12 protein-coding genes are annotated in these 16,742 nt (G+C 55.6%); all 12 read right to left on the reverse strand.

The window, feature by feature from the left end; all coding sequences use genetic code 11:
* Position 1 precedes the first annotated feature (1 nt).
* Positions 2-634: a hypothetical protein gene (locus HMPREF7545_RS00350; RefSeq protein ID WP_006696741.1), complete on the reverse strand. Its 633-nt coding sequence runs from the start codon at positions 632-634 to the stop codon at positions 2-4.
* A gap of 89 nt (positions 635-723) precedes the next feature.
* Positions 724-1,854 carry an MBL fold metallo-hydrolase gene (locus HMPREF7545_RS00355; RefSeq protein WP_006693664.1) on the reverse strand — a complete coding sequence of 377 codons (1,131 nt, stop codon included), beginning with the start codon at positions 1,852-1,854 and terminating at the stop codon, positions 724-726.
* Between the two features lie 146 nt (positions 1,855-2,000).
* Entirely contained in the window at positions 2,001-2,408 is a 408-nt protein-coding gene (locus HMPREF7545_RS00360; RefSeq protein WP_006693665.1) for a hypothetical protein, read from the reverse strand.
* Positions 2,395-2,835, reverse strand: a complete 441-nt coding sequence (locus HMPREF7545_RS00365; RefSeq protein WP_155812192.1) for a hypothetical protein — start codon at positions 2,833-2,835, stop codon at positions 2,395-2,397. The genes HMPREF7545_RS00360 and HMPREF7545_RS00365 overlap by 14 nt, the downstream gene beginning before the upstream one ends.
* Before the next feature lie 79 nt (positions 2,836-2,914).
* Complete coding sequence (locus HMPREF7545_RS00370; RefSeq protein ID WP_006693667.1) at positions 2,915-3,403, reverse strand: flavodoxin; 489 nt, start codon at positions 3,401-3,403, stop codon at positions 2,915-2,917.
* A 1-nt stretch (position 3,404) separates the two neighbouring features.
* Entirely contained in the window at positions 3,405-5,009 is a 1,605-nt protein-coding gene (locus HMPREF7545_RS00375) for a DUF4127 family protein (RefSeq protein WP_050752673.1), read from the reverse strand.
* 35 nt (positions 5,010-5,044) lie between these two features.
* Entirely contained in the window at positions 5,045-5,773 is a 729-nt protein-coding gene (locus HMPREF7545_RS00380) for a hypothetical protein (RefSeq protein WP_006693669.1), read from the reverse strand.
* Positions 5,773-6,471 carry a DUF2225 domain-containing protein gene (locus HMPREF7545_RS00385; protein WP_006693670.1) on the reverse strand — a complete coding sequence of 233 codons (699 nt, stop codon included), beginning with the start codon at positions 6,469-6,471 and terminating at the stop codon, positions 5,773-5,775. The genes HMPREF7545_RS00380 and HMPREF7545_RS00385 overlap by 1 nt, the downstream gene beginning before the upstream one ends.
* Before the next feature lie 139 nt (positions 6,472-6,610).
* Positions 6,611-10,060, reverse strand: coding sequence for a 4-alpha-glucanotransferase (gene malQ, locus HMPREF7545_RS00390; RefSeq protein WP_006693671.1), 3,450 nt, complete (start codon positions 10,058-10,060; stop codon positions 6,611-6,613).
* A 130-nt stretch (positions 10,061-10,190) separates the two neighbouring features.
* Positions 10,191-11,636: a glycogen synthase GlgA gene (gene glgA, locus HMPREF7545_RS00395; RefSeq protein WP_006693672.1), complete on the reverse strand. Its 1,446-nt coding sequence runs from the start codon at positions 11,634-11,636 to the stop codon at positions 10,191-10,193.
* Between the two features lie 107 nt (positions 11,637-11,743).
* Positions 11,744-14,164, reverse strand: coding sequence for a 1,4-alpha-glucan branching protein GlgB (glgB, locus tag HMPREF7545_RS00400; RefSeq protein ID WP_006693673.1), 2,421 nt, complete (start codon positions 14,162-14,164; stop codon positions 11,744-11,746).
* Between the two features lie 32 nt (positions 14,165-14,196).
* Entirely contained in the window at positions 14,197-16,707 is a 2,511-nt protein-coding gene (locus HMPREF7545_RS00405; protein ID WP_006693674.1) for a glycogen/starch/alpha-glucan phosphorylase, read from the reverse strand.
* Positions 16,708-16,742 lie beyond the last annotated feature (35 nt).

Below are 16,742 nucleotides of genomic sequence, written 5' to 3' on the forward strand. Positions count from 1 at the left end.
GTCACTCAACTCCCATCGTCTGTTTTGACAAATCAAAGCCGAATTGCATGGGATCGGCAGGATCCCAGATTCGTGTTTTCTCGTTATAGCGTACGGGCACATAGAATGTCACCGTTCCCATAGGCTGCAGCTCGCGATACACCTCTGCCGTTGCCTCTACTGCTATGCGGCGCAGCTCCTCCGGCGAGGCATCCAGCTTCATCCGCTGGCGAAAGAGCGCCGATGCCTTTTCCCGTGCCGCCGTCATATTGAACCGCGTCACCGTCACCTCGACCATCGCCTGTTCCTTCCCCTGCTCAGAAACAGCAGTCTCCACCGTCGCGCTCCGCAGAGACTCCAGATAAGCATCGCCGATCTCCGCTGCCTCTTCCGGTGTGAGCATCGCCCCCGAGGTCTGCAGCGCATTTGAAAATGCCATTTTCATATTGAACGAATCCGTTGACGCACCGTATGAGACAAGCTGTTTCTGAGCCGCCTCATCCTGCCGCACAAAAGCATCGCAGTAGAGCTTAATGCTTTCCGCGGCATCCGCCTTCTCCATGCGCCCGATTGTTGCGAAATAGAGCGCCGCAAAAATCGCGGCACTAAAGATCATAATGAAGATGACGGGGAATCGAATCTTGGGTGAAATCACCTTTATCACTCCTCCATATCTATTTTATCGGCCAAAAATCCGCGTCGTATTAGGCGCGGATTCATCTTTCATCAGAATGTAATATGTTTCTATGCCATCCCCTCCCACCAACGGGGGAAGTCTGCGGGGCTATCCATATCGACCATCTCCCCGATGCGCGGCGTAACCATCCGGTAGGGGCGTCCCGCACTCTCCTTCAGGAGTTCTGCATAGGGCTCCTGCCACGTGTGCAAAGCAAGCGCAAACTTTCCGCCGTGCGCGGGCAGCATCAAACGCGTACGGACATCCTCCGCTGCCTGCGCTGTCTCGTTCGGGAGCATGTGTATTGCGTGCCACTGCATATTATACTGTCCGTTCTCCATCATCGCGAGATCAAAGCCGTCAAAGCGTGCGCCGATGTCCTTGAAATGCTTTCCATAGCCGCCGTCACCGCTGATGTAGACGCGGCGCTCCGGCGTTATAACGGCAAAGCCGCACCACTGCGTATTATTGCGCGTCAGAAAACGTCCCGAAAAATGCTGCGACGGCAAAATGTGGATGTGAAAATCATCAGCCAGCGCAATGTCAGTGTCCCAGTCCTCCTCGTGCAGGTGCGCGAGATCAAAGCCCCACTGCTCAAAAAACTCGCCGACGCCGAGCGGGCAGATGACCTCCTTCACCTTTGGCTTCACCCCCATCACCGTATCATAGTCGAGATGATCCCAGTGATCGTGCGTCATGAGCAGCACATCGAGTTCCGGGATATCCGCGGACGTATAGACATTGCTCCCGCGAAACGCGCGGTTGATGAAAAAGATCGGCGAACCGTATGCCGAAAATACGGGATCGACGAGAATACGGCGCCCGCCGACCTGCAGATAGAACGTCGAATGCCCCATCCATATCACAACATCCCGCTCGCGCGGAATCGCGTGCAGATCCGTTTTATTGCTTGGGATGGCCTCCTTCGGCACACGCCCGTCATCGCCGCCGAAGAGCACGCGATAGAGCGTCTCGATCCGGTTCGGCTTCTCCTCGTCAGGCAGATCCTCCGTCATCACCTCGACCGGCTCAAGGCAAACGAATTGCCCGTTCACATAATGCGGCGACGCCTTGATCCGCTCAAGGCGCGCTCCCGAAGGCGCACGCCCGAACTTCTCCTGTCGCACAAAGAGCCCGGCGCCGCCGGCAAGCGCACCGATCCCCGCCAGCGCACCAAAAATAAAATTCCTTCGTTTCATAAAATCCCCTTACTAAATATCAAATACAGCGGTCCCCGCCATAAAAGAATTATCCCCTGTTGTCCAACAAGCTAATCCTATATCGCTATCATAAAATATAAGTGAAATACCGCAAACAGATTCGATGCATAACTATTTCAGCATTCCTAAAACAATGGAGAAATAAGGATTTCGTAACTCCCCCAGCCCTGCGAAACCTGAATAAGGCAGTCTGCTCGTTTTCCCTGAACGGTATCTTTCTCTCTGCGGACATCATACCATCCGGTCCGCGTCATCATCTCCTCTGTAAATGCGCCGTTCATATCGCCGCGCACTTTGATTTTAAGCTTTCGATCGCCGCCAAGGAAGTCGATTTCCTCGATGCTGACAATCGGTGCATTCTGAATCTCCTTCAGATCATTCAGTGCGTAGACCAATGCCAGTTCGCGTGCCGGCGTATCTGCTCCTTGATGCCGCTGATAATATGTATCGCTCCAAAAAACTATAAATAAAAGGACGATCACAGCGGAGAGAAGGATTTTATTTGCTCGCAAGAACTTATTAATATCCTCCATTTGAAATCCTCATTTGATATGTATCGTCCTTCCTGCTCAGATAAAAATGAAGCAAATGATCGGGCGCGTGAAAAACATATTGCTGCGCATCGCCTTTTTCCATAACAAAATGTTCCCGTTCCAGCATAGGACGGTAGCCCTCCAACTCTTTCTCCATATCATTCCGGCTTCTATATGTGAGCGCAAACGAAAAAGGTGTTCCTATTCTGTCATGGATATCTACTTTGATGACATCTGCTTTATCAGGCAGTGCAACGCCTTGAAAAAACACGATGAAATTCATCCAGTTGGAGCATTTTTTCATGCTGACATCGTATACGGAAATACCAATCCCCACGATGAAGCAGATCACCATAAAAAGGGAAAACAGACGCCGCTTCTTCATGCGAAGAATCTTTTTCATCCAGACATATCCCCGTTCTGACAAATCAACACCTCCGCAGTATTGCCCTCATAACAAAAATACGGCTGCTCTCAGCCGTATTTTCATATTCACTGCATCGCCTTCAGATTCCGAGCGCTGCGATCCACGAGTTGATGGCCATCGGCGTCTCTCCCATCTCAAAGCGGCGGCCTTCCTTCATCTGTGCCCCCTTGGCAGAGGGACGCAGATGCGCCGTCGTCTGTCCCATGGGACTGCCGCCCGAGGTCGCGAACGGGACGACAGTCTTGCCCGTCAAGTCATAATGCTCGAGGAATGTGTTGATAATATGCGGCGCAACGTACCACCAAATCGGAAAGCCGACGAAAATTGTATCGTATGCCGAAAGATCCGGCAGCTCCCCCGCAATCTCCGGACGGCTGTTCGGATCGTTCATCTCAATGCTCGAGCGGCTTTTGCGGTCGTTCCAGTTGAGATCATCCTTCGAATACGCAGCGGCGGGCACAATCTCATAGAGCTCGGCACCGATTACATCTGCAAGTTTATGCGCAACTTTCTCCGTACGGCGCGAGGGCGAAGCGGAGAAGAAGGCAATCAGGGCTCTCCCGTGCATATCATTTTCTCCTTTCGAGGAATTCATGAGCAAATCCGCGGTCATCAGGCAGAATATCCGATTCAAACAGGCGGTTCCACGGGAAGGTCACCTCAACGACATTGATCTCTGCAATCGGCGGCAGATTCTCCTCAATGAAGCGGTTCATCATACGCGTCGAACGCACGGAAACAGCATCTTTCTTCGTGCCGAGGCTGCCGTAGAAGCCATCGCCGCGCAGCCATGTGAGCTGGCGCGCAATTGTATTGCGCACATTCGCCTGATATGCCCAGTCGTCAAGATAGCGCGTGGTAAGGAGATGGTCAACGGCATCCGGCTCCATATGGCGGACGAGCATACCCTGCCCGATGGCAAAACCAGAGCTGTTTGTCGGTGTATTCCATCCGGCATAGGCGCGAATCTTATAGAGGAGTCCGCGGTGCTGGAGCGCCGCCATGAGCGCGTTGTCAGAGCCGTTCGCAAAGGCGATGTCCGCGATGGCCACAGGATATCCTTTTGCCACATAGTCTGCGACAATATCGGCGAAATATTTCGTACCGTCCCGCTCCTCGCCGTCATTCATCAGAGCGTTCGCCTCATAGGTCTTCCCGTCCGGGTTCGTGTTCACCGTGAGCACGACATCTGCTTTCTCGGGTGCGCGGACGATCATGCCGCCTGCCGCCGTCACGGCGTCACTGATCGATGTTCCGATCTTTTCATCCGAGTAGGCAGGCACTGTGTCCTGCCCGCGCCCCCAATTGTAGCGCGCATAGACAAACGGAACTTCGCGCCGTTGTTCGTTTACTGCGCGCGTCAGCATCAGCAGGGCGATCTCATCGATGCCCGCCATCGTCTGAAATCTCGTCTTGCCGAGATCTGCACCCGTCTCAGTGAGATGACGGCTCTCAAGATGCGTCTGCGAGAAAGGCGCGTTGTCGTCGCGTCCGAGCGCGAGATAGCGGAATGTGCCGCGCTTGCGCATGAGATCGATCATATACTCGTTGACCGCATAGTTCTTCTCGCGCCGTCCCATCCAGTCGGCAAGCGCCTCCTTCGGGATCAGACGTCCGAGGAAGGCGTATTCCTTGCGCTCGCGGCGGGAGAGTCCCTCGACCTCCTCCTTATCGCGCAGAACGGTATAGCGGAAAATATCCGCGCCGTAGCGGCGGTAATACTCCGGCTCCTCATGTCCTGAAGCCTCGCCTGAGCGCGGCGTGCGCATAATGGACCCGAACACATAGAGCGGCGTCTTCGGATGCGCGCGCTGCAGCTCATCAAACCGAGCCGCCCGTGCAAGCACCTCCTCACGCGTATAGCTGTGCTTGCGCGAACCGACGAGGCTGCCGTAGATCATTGCGTCCGAAGAGATGACCGCAGCCTTTACCCCGGGCTGCGCCATATTCTCCCGCGCCCACGCCCAAAGTTCGTCCGGATGTCCCCAGTCGTCACGGCTGCCGAGCAGTTCCTGCGGCGGCACAATGACGTCATAGCCGGCCTGCTGGACAACATCCGCCGTCTGCTTGCTCGAGATCGGGCGTCCGTCGTGCGGGATGAAGATGATCTTCTCTTTTGTCGGCTCCGCCTTTGCCGCATCAATTGTCTGCGGCAGCAGCAGCATGACAAGCATCGCCATACAAAGCGTACGAATCAAGCGGGATGTGCTCAATGTGTTCCTCCTTCTTCCGCGCCGCTTGACGCGGCGCCGGTCTTCTCTTTCAAAATCGCCTTGAGGGCTTCTCTTACATCATCGGGCACATTCAGCTTTGTATCGAACATGATGCCGCCCTCGCGTACCTGGGCCCCCTCAATCTCGACCATATCCATCAGACGATGCCCGCGAAACTCGGTCTGTCCGAGCTTCGACGCGGCAAGTACACCGCGAAAATCGACGCGCACCTTATTCCCTTTGATGTCCACGGGCAGACGCTCGGATACGTCCAGATGCCCAACCATGCGCTCCACCATCGAGAGCGAGATGCGGGAAAATATCCACGATACAAGCCCGTGGTCCGGCACTTTCTTCTTTCGAACGCGATAGACAGCATAGGACTTTTTACCATCGTGAACAAATTCTTCGATGGTGCCTGAGAGCTCGATTTTCTTGTATTTTTTTGTTGTCGTACAGACGATATCGAGGCGCCCATTCTCATGTGATGTGAGTTCTATCCCGCGTATGGTGCCCTCTGTTCCGATGTTGTGGGCAATCGCATCATTCAGCACGGCGTCGCGTACGAAAAGATGCCCCTCAGCGATCTGAGCCAGCGTCTCGCGGTCCCACGTATCGCGCAGGACCGTCAGCGCGGGACCATAATCCTGCACGGCCTCCCGGAGGCTGCTCCAATCGATGTTCTGCACCTGCTCAACAACATGCGCAGGGATATCAATGACCATTATTTTCCTGCCTTTTCCATTTCTGCTTTCTTTTCGCGCAGATCAATCCAGAGGTTCTGCACGCGTGCAAAGAGCTTTGCATCGTTTCTGCGCACTTCCTGATCGCTCATGAGGCGAGAGAGTATCTGCGTCGCTTTCCCATAGTCGCCCAGGCGATAATAAGCCGCGCCTGCAATGTAGATCGCCATGTTCTCGCTCATGCCATGGACCGGATAGTGTTCCGTCATCACGGATTCCTCGTAGAGTTCGGCGGCGCGGCGCAGCATTTCCGCCTCCTTGTCTCTCTCCTCCGTATCGCGGTAGACCCATGCCATACCCATGCAGTAGCCCGCCTGCTTTTGAAGCGACCAGCCAAGGCGCTCGGCAAAGTAGATGCCGAGCTTATAGGCACGGATCGCTTCCTCTGCCGTGCGCTCTTCTGTATATGGCAGATTGATCTTGTGCCCTTCGAGCATCTCCTTGATCTTTTCCCTATCGTGCGTACTGATCGGCTCCTCCGTGAACTGCTTTTCATCGGCAGCAAATCCGCAGTGCTCGCACATCCAAACGCGGTAGCGATAGGGATTGACGCCCTGATAATGTACGCAGAAATCCTCGTCCGTCTCAAGCGTGATGAGACGAGACTTCAGCTTCGTCACGTGCGTCTTTTCTCCACAGATCGGACACGTCTTCTCGACGGTATATGTGTACTCTGCCATAGTTCTTCCTCCCTACAAAATCCCCTTTAGGATACCACAAAATACGGAAAAAGGCAAAGAAGAGGACCTGCGCGCAGCAAGTGCGGCAGGTCCTCTTCCCCTTTCCCCTCTTGCTCCGAGCGCCATGGTTCCGCGCTGCTCACCGATGGTACCGAATGCAGAGCGCCTTCAGCTTTTTCGGATCGAGTTCGAGGAGATAGTCCTTCTTTAGGCTCCAGCGCCAGTTGATGCCGACGGTGCCCGGCGTGTTCATGCGCGCGCGCTCATCGAGTGCCAGAAGGTCCTGCATGGGGATGATCGCCATGCGTGCGCGCGAGGCATATGCCATCTTGATGAGACGCTTGCAGATGGTCTTCGGGCGATCAGAGGTTGTGCCCGTGAGATTCGCAAGCGTCTCGCGCAGCACCTCGTCAATATCACGCGTGAACCAACCGACGGTCGTATTGTTGTCGTGCGTACCCGTGTAGACGATGCTGTTCTCGGGCGCAGTAAAGCCGACGCGCCCTGATTCGTTCGGTGCGAGCATGAAGTGAATGATCTTCATCCCCGGAAAGCCGCAGTCATCGCGCAGCCGCTCGACATCATTCGTGATGACGCCGAGATCCTCAGCGACAATGTCGAGCGTTCCGAGTTCGCGCTCAATCGCATCGAAGAAATGTATACCGGGTCCCTTGACCCAGCGCCCGTTGATCGCAGTCTCCGCCTTGCCGTCCACAGACCAGTAGGACTCAAATGCACGGAAATGGTCAATGCGGATAATATCGACCTGCTCGCGCAGCTTTTGGAAGCGCCGTTTCCACCATGCGTAGTTTTCTGCTGCCATCGCGTCCCAGTTGTACTGCGGATTCCCCCACAGCTGCCCATTTGCTGCAAAGTAATCGGGCGGAACGCCTGCCACGGTACGCGCCGTTCCGTCCTCATTCAGGTCAAAGAGCTGCTGATGCGCCCATGCATCCGCGCTGTCCTGCGCAACGAAGATCGGCATGTCGCCGAGAACTTCAATGCCCTTCCTGCGTGCATAGTCATGCAGACGGTTCCACTGGACATGGAAGACATATTGCTTGAATCGATCGAGTTCCACCTCGTCCCGCTGCCGCTCAGCAAGCGCTTTCAGTGCCTCGGGATCGCGCTGCTTGATCTCCTCCGGCCACTCCATCCACGCCGTCCGTCCATACTCCTTCTTTGCCGCGTGAAAAAGGGCGTAGTCGTCGAGCCAGTATGCTTCCTGTTCGCAAAAGGCACGATAGTCCGCATCCTCCGCGCTTGTCCTGCGAAAGACGCGGAATGCCTTCTCGAGCATATTTTTCTTAAACTGCTTCACGCGCTGGAAGTCAATGAACGCCGTATTTGCCTCATACGGCAGAAAGATATCCCTCTCGGTCAGCCAACCGCGCGCCGCGAGTTCCTCAAGATCAATCAACATGATATTCCCTGCGAACGCGGAGATGGACTGATAGGGAGAATAGCTGCATCCAACGGGGCTGAGCGGCAGGATCTGCCAGACCTTTTGCCCCGCCTCCGCGAGGAAGTCGAGGAAACGATATGCCTCCCTGCCGAAGTCGCCGACGCCGTACTTCGACGGAAGGGAAGTCGGATGCAGGAGAACGCCCGCTTTGCGCTCATAGCGGCGCGGCTCTTTGCGCTCGCGCAGGAGGAGCCCGAACAGCGGCGGGATTTTGATGCGCAGCCGTCCGCACTCGACCTCATACGTACGCGAGGGTTTGAATGCATCCTCGAACACGCCGCAGGCAAAGTCGCTTACATCTGCCTCGATGCTCAGCGTCTCCGTGAGGCTGCGGTTGAACGCGGCAATGAATACGCCGTCCTCCTTCTCGTGGTTGAACACATCGTAGCCTGAACGGATCGTGCGCGCATAGACGACAACATCCCCCGTGCCATAAAGCGGCAGAATGTCGCCCGTGCGCAGCGCGTCGTTCTCATTTCGTATGGCAATGAAACGCTCGAACCATCCGCGAATCTCCTTATTGCCGTGCTCCCAATCATATGGTCTGCGGTTGAAGGGGTCCTTGAAGCCCTGCATCCCGATCTCATCACCGTAGTAGACACTGGGCACGCCGGGATAGGTCATCTGCCAGAGCGTCGCCATGAGAAGGCGGCGCGAGCCGAGCGCGAACTGCTCCGGCGTCATGCGTACGCGCGACTGCTCGATCGCCGGCATCCCCTCGTAGTAGGGAACGCCGGCAAGCACGGTAATCGCGCGCTGCACATCGTGGCTGCTGATGAGGTTCATCATTGCGTAGAGATTTTCTCTCGGGTAGTTCTCGATCTGACTGGCGAGGCGCCGCGCCGTCTGCCGTCCGTCCGATGCGCCTGTGAGGAAGTCGAACCAGATCGTGCGCAGCGGATAGTTCATCGCCGAGTCCATCTCATTGCCCGAGAGATATTCGCGCGGCGTCCCATAGGCGACTTTGTTCGACGCGTCCTCCCAGACCTCGCCGATCATGACGGCGTCCGGGTTGCTCTTTTTAAGCTCTGCAAAAAACGCCTTGGAGAAGGTCGGCGGCAGCTCATCGATCACGTCCAGGCGCCAGCCTGCGATGCCCTCCTTCATCCAGTGATGGAGCACGCTGTCCTCGCTCGTAATGACGAAGTCCATATAGGCGGGATCGGTCTCATTGACGTTCGGCAGCGTGTCAAAGTTCCACCAGCAGTCATACTCATTCGGATAGCTGCGAAAACGGTACCACGAGTAGTACGGCGACTCTTTCGACTGGTAGGCACCGAGCGAATGATACTGCTGCTGCCGGTTGAAGTAGATGCTGTTGCTGCCCGTGTGACTGAACACGCCGTCGAGAATGATGCGGATGCCGCGCTCCCGGGCAGCCGCGATGAGGCTGCGAAAATCCTCGATATCGCCAAGCATGGGATCAATTTTATGATAATCGCCCGTGTCGTAGTGATGGTTGCTCTCCGACTCAAAAACAGGATTGAAGTAGATGCACGAAATCCCGAGATCCTGCAGATAGTCCAGCTTTTCCATAACCCCGCGCAGGTTGCCGCCGAAGAAATCATACGCGATGATCTCCTTTGTATCGGGGTCCTTCAGATACATGGGATCGTCTGTCCAATCCGTACGGATAACCGCGCCCTTTTTGCGTACGATTGTATCACCCGAGCGTGCGAAGCGATCCGGAAAGATCTGGTACATGACGGCGTTTTTGAACCAGTCGGGGGTGTGCGCGCCCTTATTGTAGATTGTGATCTGATAGGATGCGGGCGCCGTATTGCTCAGGGTGCCGACACCGCCCAGCATCTCCTCGTTGTTCCCGTAAAAACAGGTCTCGTCCGCCATCGTGATGATGAAGTAATACCAAAGCAGACAGCCGTAATCCGGCAGCTCGAACCAGCAGGTATAGAAGCGCTGCTCTCCCCCCGTATCCTTCGTCTCAAGGGGAATCAAGCGTTCCCCCGTCCGATCCTGCCACAGACGCACCAGCACTTGGCGCACAGGCTCATAGCTGCGGATGCGGATGCCGAGGCGTATCCGGCTGCCCGCCTCCGCCGCGCCGACGATCGAGCGGTAATAGATATTCTGTGAGTTGTGCTCCACCTGATAAGGTTCCAACATAGCCCCCTCCCCTTTCCCAAAAATAAACGCACAGAAACCACCGGTGAATGAAATTCACCGGCAGTTTCGTGTAAATGCGCCGCGCTCAAGAAAAGTTCGCCGGCGTACCCATGCGCCAACTGCCCGCCCCTCAATTTTCGAGCAAAAGTCGCTCATAGAGGGTCTCATACTCTTTTGCCGAGCGCGTCCAGCTGAAGTCACTGTGCATCGCCGTAAAGACCAGCTGGCGCCATTCGCGCAGATTCCCGTAGACAGCAAGCGCGCGCTTCAGCGCATACATCATCTCATGTGCGTTGTATTCGTAGAAGAGGAAGCCGTTCCCCTTATCCACATCCGAACGGTCGAACTGGATGACCGTATCCTTCAGACCGCCGGTCTCGCGCACGACCGGGATCGATCCGTACCGCATGGCAATGATCTGGCTGAGCCCGCACGGCTCATACATGGACGGCATGAGGAAGATATCCGATGCCGCATAGATCCGCTGCGCAAGCTCGTTCGAAAAGCGGATGTTGATCGACGTCTTGTTCGGGTAACGCCAAGCAAGTTCCTTGAACCAGTCCTCGTAGCCGCGGTCGCCCGTACCGAGCAGGACAAACTGCGCGTTCTCATGCTGGAGGATCTCATCCAGCACGCGCACGACGAGATCCAGCCCTTTATCTGCGACGAGACGCGTAACCATCGCGATCATCGGCGTGCGACGGTTCTCCGGAAGCCCGAGGTCGCGCTGCAGCTGTACTTTGTTGTCGCTCTTTCCCTCGACGGCGTTCTTTACGCTGTAATTGACATAAAGATTCTTGTCCGTCTTCGGGTTGTAGACATCGTAGTCGATCCCGTTCACAATGCCGAAGAGCTCTTCGCGGCGCTTGCGCAGCAGTCCGTCAAGGTGCTCGCCGTAGTAGTCGTATTGAATCTCCTCAGCATAGGTCTTGCTGACCGTTGAAATATAGTCCGCGTAAATGATGCCCGCCTTCATAAAGTTCACTGCATCAAAGAACTCAAAATCGCCGTTGTTGAAATACGCCCAGTCAAGCCCCAGAACATCCGTCATAACATCCTTGGGGAACACGCCTTGGTATTTCAGATTGTGAATGGTAAAGAGCGTCCGGATCCCCGTATAGCGCAGATCATCCATATGCTCCAGGCGCAGGAACACATTGACAAGCGCCGCGTGCCAGTCGTTCGAGTGGATGATATCCGGCCAGAAATCCAACGCGGGGAGGAGATTGAGAACAGCGCGGCTGAAGAACGAAAATCGCTCTGCATCATCCGGATAGCCGTAGAATCCGTCGCGGTTGAAGTACTCTTCGTTGTCCACAAAGTAAAAGGTGACGCCGTTCAGAACATACTTGTCGATGCCGACGAATTTATCCCGCCAAGCAACATTCAGAATACCGTCATAGATATGTTCCATGGAGCTGCGAATATCCTCGGCGATCGCACCGTACTTCGGCAGAATGACGCGGCAGTCCACTCCGTCCTTAACGAGCGCGGCGGGGAGCGATCCCGCTACATCCGCAAGGCCGCCGGTCTTAACAAAAGGAACTGCCTCCGATGCTACATATAGTACCTTCATCCCAATATCCTCCTTTTCCCCACGGCCGCTCCCGTAATCATCAGCCCCATGAGCTTATCCTCCGGTTGGTCGCTGTTTTCGCCGTTCCCCTGCATGGGCAGCGTCGCTTAGGCTTTGCCTGCGCGTGCCTTCTTTGGTTTTTCTTCGCCTTCCCGCGTCGTTTTGCGCGTGCTCTTTTTCTTTGTTGCCGTCATCGACACTGTCTTCGTACTTTCTGCAGCGGCGGACTTCGTCGCCTTGGCGGATGCCGTTGGAGTTATGCCTGCCGTCTCCTTCGCAGAACTTCTGACCGTTCTCTTTGCCGCCTTCTTTGCGGATTTCTCTGCCTTCTCCCGGGTCTCTTTTGCCGCGGGCTTAGGCGCCTTCTTCGGGGCCGTCTTTTTTGCGGCAGCCGCCGCAGTCTCGTCTTTCTTCGCAGCGGTGCGCGTCCGCGGTGTCTTCTTCACTGCGGTCTTTTCTGTCGTCGCTTTCACTGCTGTGCGTTTCTTCGGTGCTGTCTTTTTCGCAGGCGCATGCTTCGGCGCCGCCTTTTCCGCCGCTGCCGCTCCGCGCCTTTCCGCTGCAGATTCTTTTTTTGCGACTGCATCCGCCGCCGCAGACAGCTCGCTCACAGGGGTTCCCGCGCCGCTCTGCCGCTTCAAGCGGTAGAATGTCGTGGCAAGCGGCGGTATCGTGAGGACGACAGACTGCTCGCGCCCGTGGAAGGCATAATCCTCGCTGATAATATTTCCCGTATTGAGCACGCCGCTGCCGCCGTATGCCTCCTCATCCGAGTTGAACACCTCGACATAGCTCCCCTTCGTCGGCACGCCGATGCGGTAGCCGTGCCGCACCTCCGGGGTAAAGTTGTGCACGCAGACAATGAAGTCATTGTGATCGTCGGCGCGGCGAATAAGCGCAATAATACTGTTCTCACTGTCGTTGCAGTCAATCCACTGGAACCCGCCCCAGTCAAAATCCACCTGCCAGAGGGCCTTGTTGTCTACATAGAATTTATTGAGTGCCTTCGAATAGGCCAACATCTTCGCGTGCATCGGATACTGCTCGACAAGATGCCAATCCATGCTGTCATCGAAATTCCACTCGATGAAATGCCCGAATTCACCGCCCATGAAAAGCAGCTTTTTGCCCGGGTGCGCGATCCAATAGCCGAAGAAGGCTCTGAGCCCCGCAAATTTTTGCCAGTAATCGCCCGGCATCTTGCTGATCAGCGAGCTCTTGCCGTGCACGACCTCGTCATGCGAGAGCGGGAGGACAAAATTCTCGGAGAATGCGTACATCAAGGAGAACGTAATCTTGTCCTGGTTCCACTTGCGATAGATCGGGTCGAGGCTCATATAGGCGAGTATGTCGTTCATCCAGCCCATGTTCCACTTGTAGTTGAACCCCATGCCGCCCATGTAGACAGGCTTGGAGATCAGCGGCCATGAGGTGGACTCCTCGGCAATCATAAGCGCATGCGGATGATATTTAAAAATTGTCTCGTTGAGCTTCTTGAGGAAATCCATCGCCTCGAGGTTTCCCGTATCGCCGTATTTGTTCGGCTGCCACTCGCCGTCCTTGCGTCCGTAGTTGAGATAGAGCATATTTGCAACCGCGTCAATGCGCAGCCCGTCAATGTGGAACTCCTCGAACCAGAACAGCGCGTTCGAGATGAGGAAACTCTGCACTTCCGTGCGTCCGTAGTCAAAATTGGTCGTTCCCCACTCCCAGTTCTCCGCGCGCATTTCGTTGTCGGACTCATAGAGATTCTTGCCGTCGAAATGGCGCAGCCCCTGCTCGTCCTTGCAGAAATGCCCGGGCACCCAGTCCATGATGATGCCGATGCCGTTCTGGTGCGCCGTATCGATAAGATAGCGGAAATCATCAGGTGTTCCGTAGCGGCTCGTCACGGCGAAATAGCCCGTCGCCTGATACCCCCAGGAACCGTCATAGGGATGCTCGCACAAAGGCATGAACTCGATGTGGGTATAGTGCATGTCTTTGACATAGGCGATGAGCTGGTCGGCAAGATCGCGATAGGAGAGATACTCTCCATCGAGCGAGCGGCGCCACGATCCCGCATGCACCTCGTAGGTGAGCATCGGGTGATCGTATGAGACTTCGCGTGCCTTGCGCTCCTGCCATGCTGCGTCCTTCCACTCATAGTGGTTCATATCATAGATGCGGGATGCGGTCTGGGGTTTCTTCTCCGCATAAAATCCATAGGGGTCAGCCTTCATGATGCGGGGCCCGCCCCACTCCGGCTCAATCGCATACTTATAGATTTCTCCTTCGCCGAGTCCTTCGACAAAGGTCTCCCAGATCTCGCCGTCACCGATGCGGCTCATCGGATCGGCCAGCGTATTCCAGTCGTTGAATTCCCCGACAACGCTGACTTCTTTGGCATTCGGCGCCCAGACCGTAAAGCGAACACCGCGTTTCCCGTCCCGCTCGACGAAATGTGCTCCCAGCATTTCCTGCGCGTGATAATTCGTACCCTGATGAAAGAGGTAAAGATCAAACTCACTGAGCGCTGATGTTTTCATACGATCCCCTCCTATGATTGTCCTCGGTGCCTCTACGAGATGATGACAGGTCGGATGTTCCAGATATCCCGCGCATACTCGTCAATCGTGCGGTCCGAGGAAAAGCGGCCGGCGTGTGCGACATTCATTGCCGCCGTGCGCGCCCAGCCGTCCTTGTCCTTGAACCGCCGCATGACTTCGATGCGCGCGTTGTCGTACGCATTGAAGTCCTTCAGTATAAAGAACTCGTCGTTCGCGTGCAGCAGATAGTCATACAGCGAACGGAAGTCGCCGTAGGTGCCGTCAACAAGCTGGGTCATCACCGTGCGCACCTTTTCGTTCGTATGATACTCATCCCACGCAGAGTAGGCGCCTGACGCATAGTAGTTCATGACCTCTTCCGCCTTGAGCCCGAAGATGACACAGTGATCGCTGCCGACCGCATCGCGGATCTCGACATTCGCCCCATCGAGCGTGCCGAGCGTGATCGCGCCGTTCATCATGAACTTCATATTGCCCGTGCCCGACGCCTCCTTCGACGCCGTAGAGATCTGCTCGCTGACATCCGCAGCCGGATAGACAAGCTCGCCGATCGAGACGCCGAAGTTCTCGATGAAGATGACCTTCATAAAATCGTTGACGCGCTTATCCTGATTGATGCGGTCGGCGACTACGTTGATGAGGCGAATCGTCTCCTTTGCGATATAGTAGCCAGGGGCCGCCTTTCCGCCGAAGAAATAGGTCACCGGCTGGGTCAGGAACGACGGTTCGCTGAGCGCCCGATGATAGCGGTACATGATGTGCAGAATGTTCATCAGCTGCCGTTTGTAGGAGTGGATGCGCTTGACTTGGATGTCGAACATGGAATCCGGGTTCAGCTTCACGCCGTTGTGCCGCTCAATGTATCGCGCAAGTCCCTCACGGCGCAGATGCTTGATCTTCATGAGCTGCTCGAGGAAGTTCTTGTCCTCAACATGATCATGCAGACCGTCCATCTGCTCCGGGTGCCGATGCCATTTATGACTGCCGAGAATATCGTCGATCAGCGCAGCAAGTTCCGGATTTGCGCTCATCAGCCAGCGGCGATGCGTGATGCCGTTGGTCTTATTGTTAAATTTGCGCGGCGTATAGTCGTAGAAATCCTTGAGTGTCGTGGACTTTAGAATTCCCGTATGGATCTTTGCCACGCCGTTGACGCTGTGTCCGCCGACAATCGAAAGGCGTGCCATGTGAATAACGCCGTCCTGAATGATCGAAAGCGCGCGCACCTTGTCCTCATTGCCGGGATAACGGCGGCGTACTTCCTCAAGATGACGGCGGTTGATTTCATCGATGATCATATAGATGCGCGGAAGCAGCGGCTGGAACATCTCAATGCTCCACGTCTCGAGTGCCTCCGGCATGATTGTGTGGTTCGTATACGCAATCGTGTCGCGCGTGATCGCCCATGCGTCCTCCCACGTCAGAGACTCCTCGTCGACGAGAATGCGCATGAGCTCCGCTACGCAGAGCGCGGGGTGCGTATCGTTGATGTGGATGCCGATCTTTCTGCCGAGATCGTAGATCCCCATCCCGTTCTGCTTGTAGTTGCGGACAATGCTCTGCACGCCTGCCGATACGAAGAAGTACTCCTGAATGAGGCGCATGCGGCGCCCTTCGAACGTGCTGTCATCCGGATAGAGGTAGCGCGTAATCGACTCGACAAAGCTGCGGTAGTCATTGCGCTGCTGAATTTCCTCCTGCGTCAGCAGCCCATAGTCGGAAAAGTCGCGATTGACCTCAGCGTTCCACATGCGCAGCGTATTGACCGTCGCATTGTGATAGCCGACAATCGGCATATCATACGGCACCGCCATGACGATCATCGGATTCTCATGAACAAGCTCGAGCCGCCCCCCCGCATCGCGCATATAGGCATTGCCGCCGAATTTGACATCCACAGACTTATCCGGCTTGCGGTATTCCCATGCAAAGCCGTCGCGCAGCCAGTTGTCCGGAATCTCAACCTGGTTGTCGCCGACGATCTTCTGCTCGAAAAGTCCGTACTGATAGCGGATCGTGCATCCGTGTCCGGGCAGGCGGTGTGCTGCGAGCGAGTCGATGAAGCACGCCGCAAGACGGCCGAGGCCGCCGTTGCCGAGCCCCGCATCCGGCTCCACCTCATAGGCATCGGAGAGGTTCAGATTAAAGTCCTTGAGCACATCCTTCAGCGCTTCTTCGATGCCGAGATTGATGAGGTTGGATTTCAGGAGTCTGCCCAGCAGGAACTCAATGGAAAAGTAGTAGATCTGCTTCTCCTGGCGCTCCGCATACTGCCTGTTTGTCTTGATCCAGTTGTCCGAGATGGACTGCTTGGCCGTTGCCGCGATCGTCTTGTAGATCTCAATCTCCGTCAGATTTTCTACTTCGCGCCCAAACATGACATGCGCCGTCGTTATGAAGCGGCTCCTCAAGATCTTCTTCATTGTCTCAAGGGCTTTCCCTGTCGGCCTCATGACCTGATCCTTCTGTGCCAAATCGTCCACTCCTTTTCCAAGCGTTCCCCCGGACGTAACTTCCTGCATACAGCAGCAATCCCCATGGAAGTGAAGAAACAAGA

It is taken from the genome of Centipeda noxia ATCC 43541, assembly GCF_000160555.1.
Classification (GTDB): Bacteria; Bacillota; Negativicutes; order Selenomonadales; family Selenomonadaceae; genus Centipeda; species Centipeda noxia.

Coding starts and splice junctions, on each gene's coding strand:
- malQ (WP_006693671.1), bottom strand. CDS start 10,060: ATGTTGGAACCTTATCAGGTGGAGCACAACTCACAGAATATCTATTAC.
- HMPREF7545_RS00375 (WP_050752673.1), bottom strand. CDS start 5,009: ATGCTTGTCATGCTGCTGCTGCCGCAGACAATTGATGCGGCAAAGGCG.
- glgB (WP_006693673.1), bottom strand. CDS start 14,164: ATGAAAACATCAGCGCTCAGTGAGTTTGATCTTTACCTCTTTCATCAG.
- HMPREF7545_RS00380 (WP_006693669.1), bottom strand. CDS start 5,773: ATGGTCATTGATATCCCTGCGCATGTTGTTGAGCAGGTGCAGAACATC.
- HMPREF7545_RS00360 (WP_006693665.1), bottom strand. CDS start 2,408: ATGGAGGATATTAATAAGTTCTTGCGAGCAAATAAAATCCTTCTCTCC.
- glgA (WP_006693672.1), bottom strand. CDS start 11,636: ATGAAGGTACTATATGTAGCATCGGAGGCAGTTCCTTTTGTTAAGACC.
- HMPREF7545_RS00370 (WP_006693667.1), bottom strand. CDS start 3,403: ATGCACGGGAGAGCCCTGATTGCCTTCTTCTCCGCTTCGCCCTCGCGC.
- HMPREF7545_RS00405 (WP_006693674.1), bottom strand. CDS start 16,707: ATGCAGGAAGTTACGTCCGGGGGAACGCTTGGAAAAGGAGTGGACGAT.
- HMPREF7545_RS00385 (WP_006693670.1), bottom strand. CDS start 6,471: ATGGCAGAGTACACATATACCGTCGAGAAGACGTGTCCGATCTGTGGA.
- HMPREF7545_RS00355 (WP_006693664.1), bottom strand. CDS start 1,854: ATGAAACGAAGGAATTTTATTTTTGGTGCGCTGGCGGGGATCGGTGCG.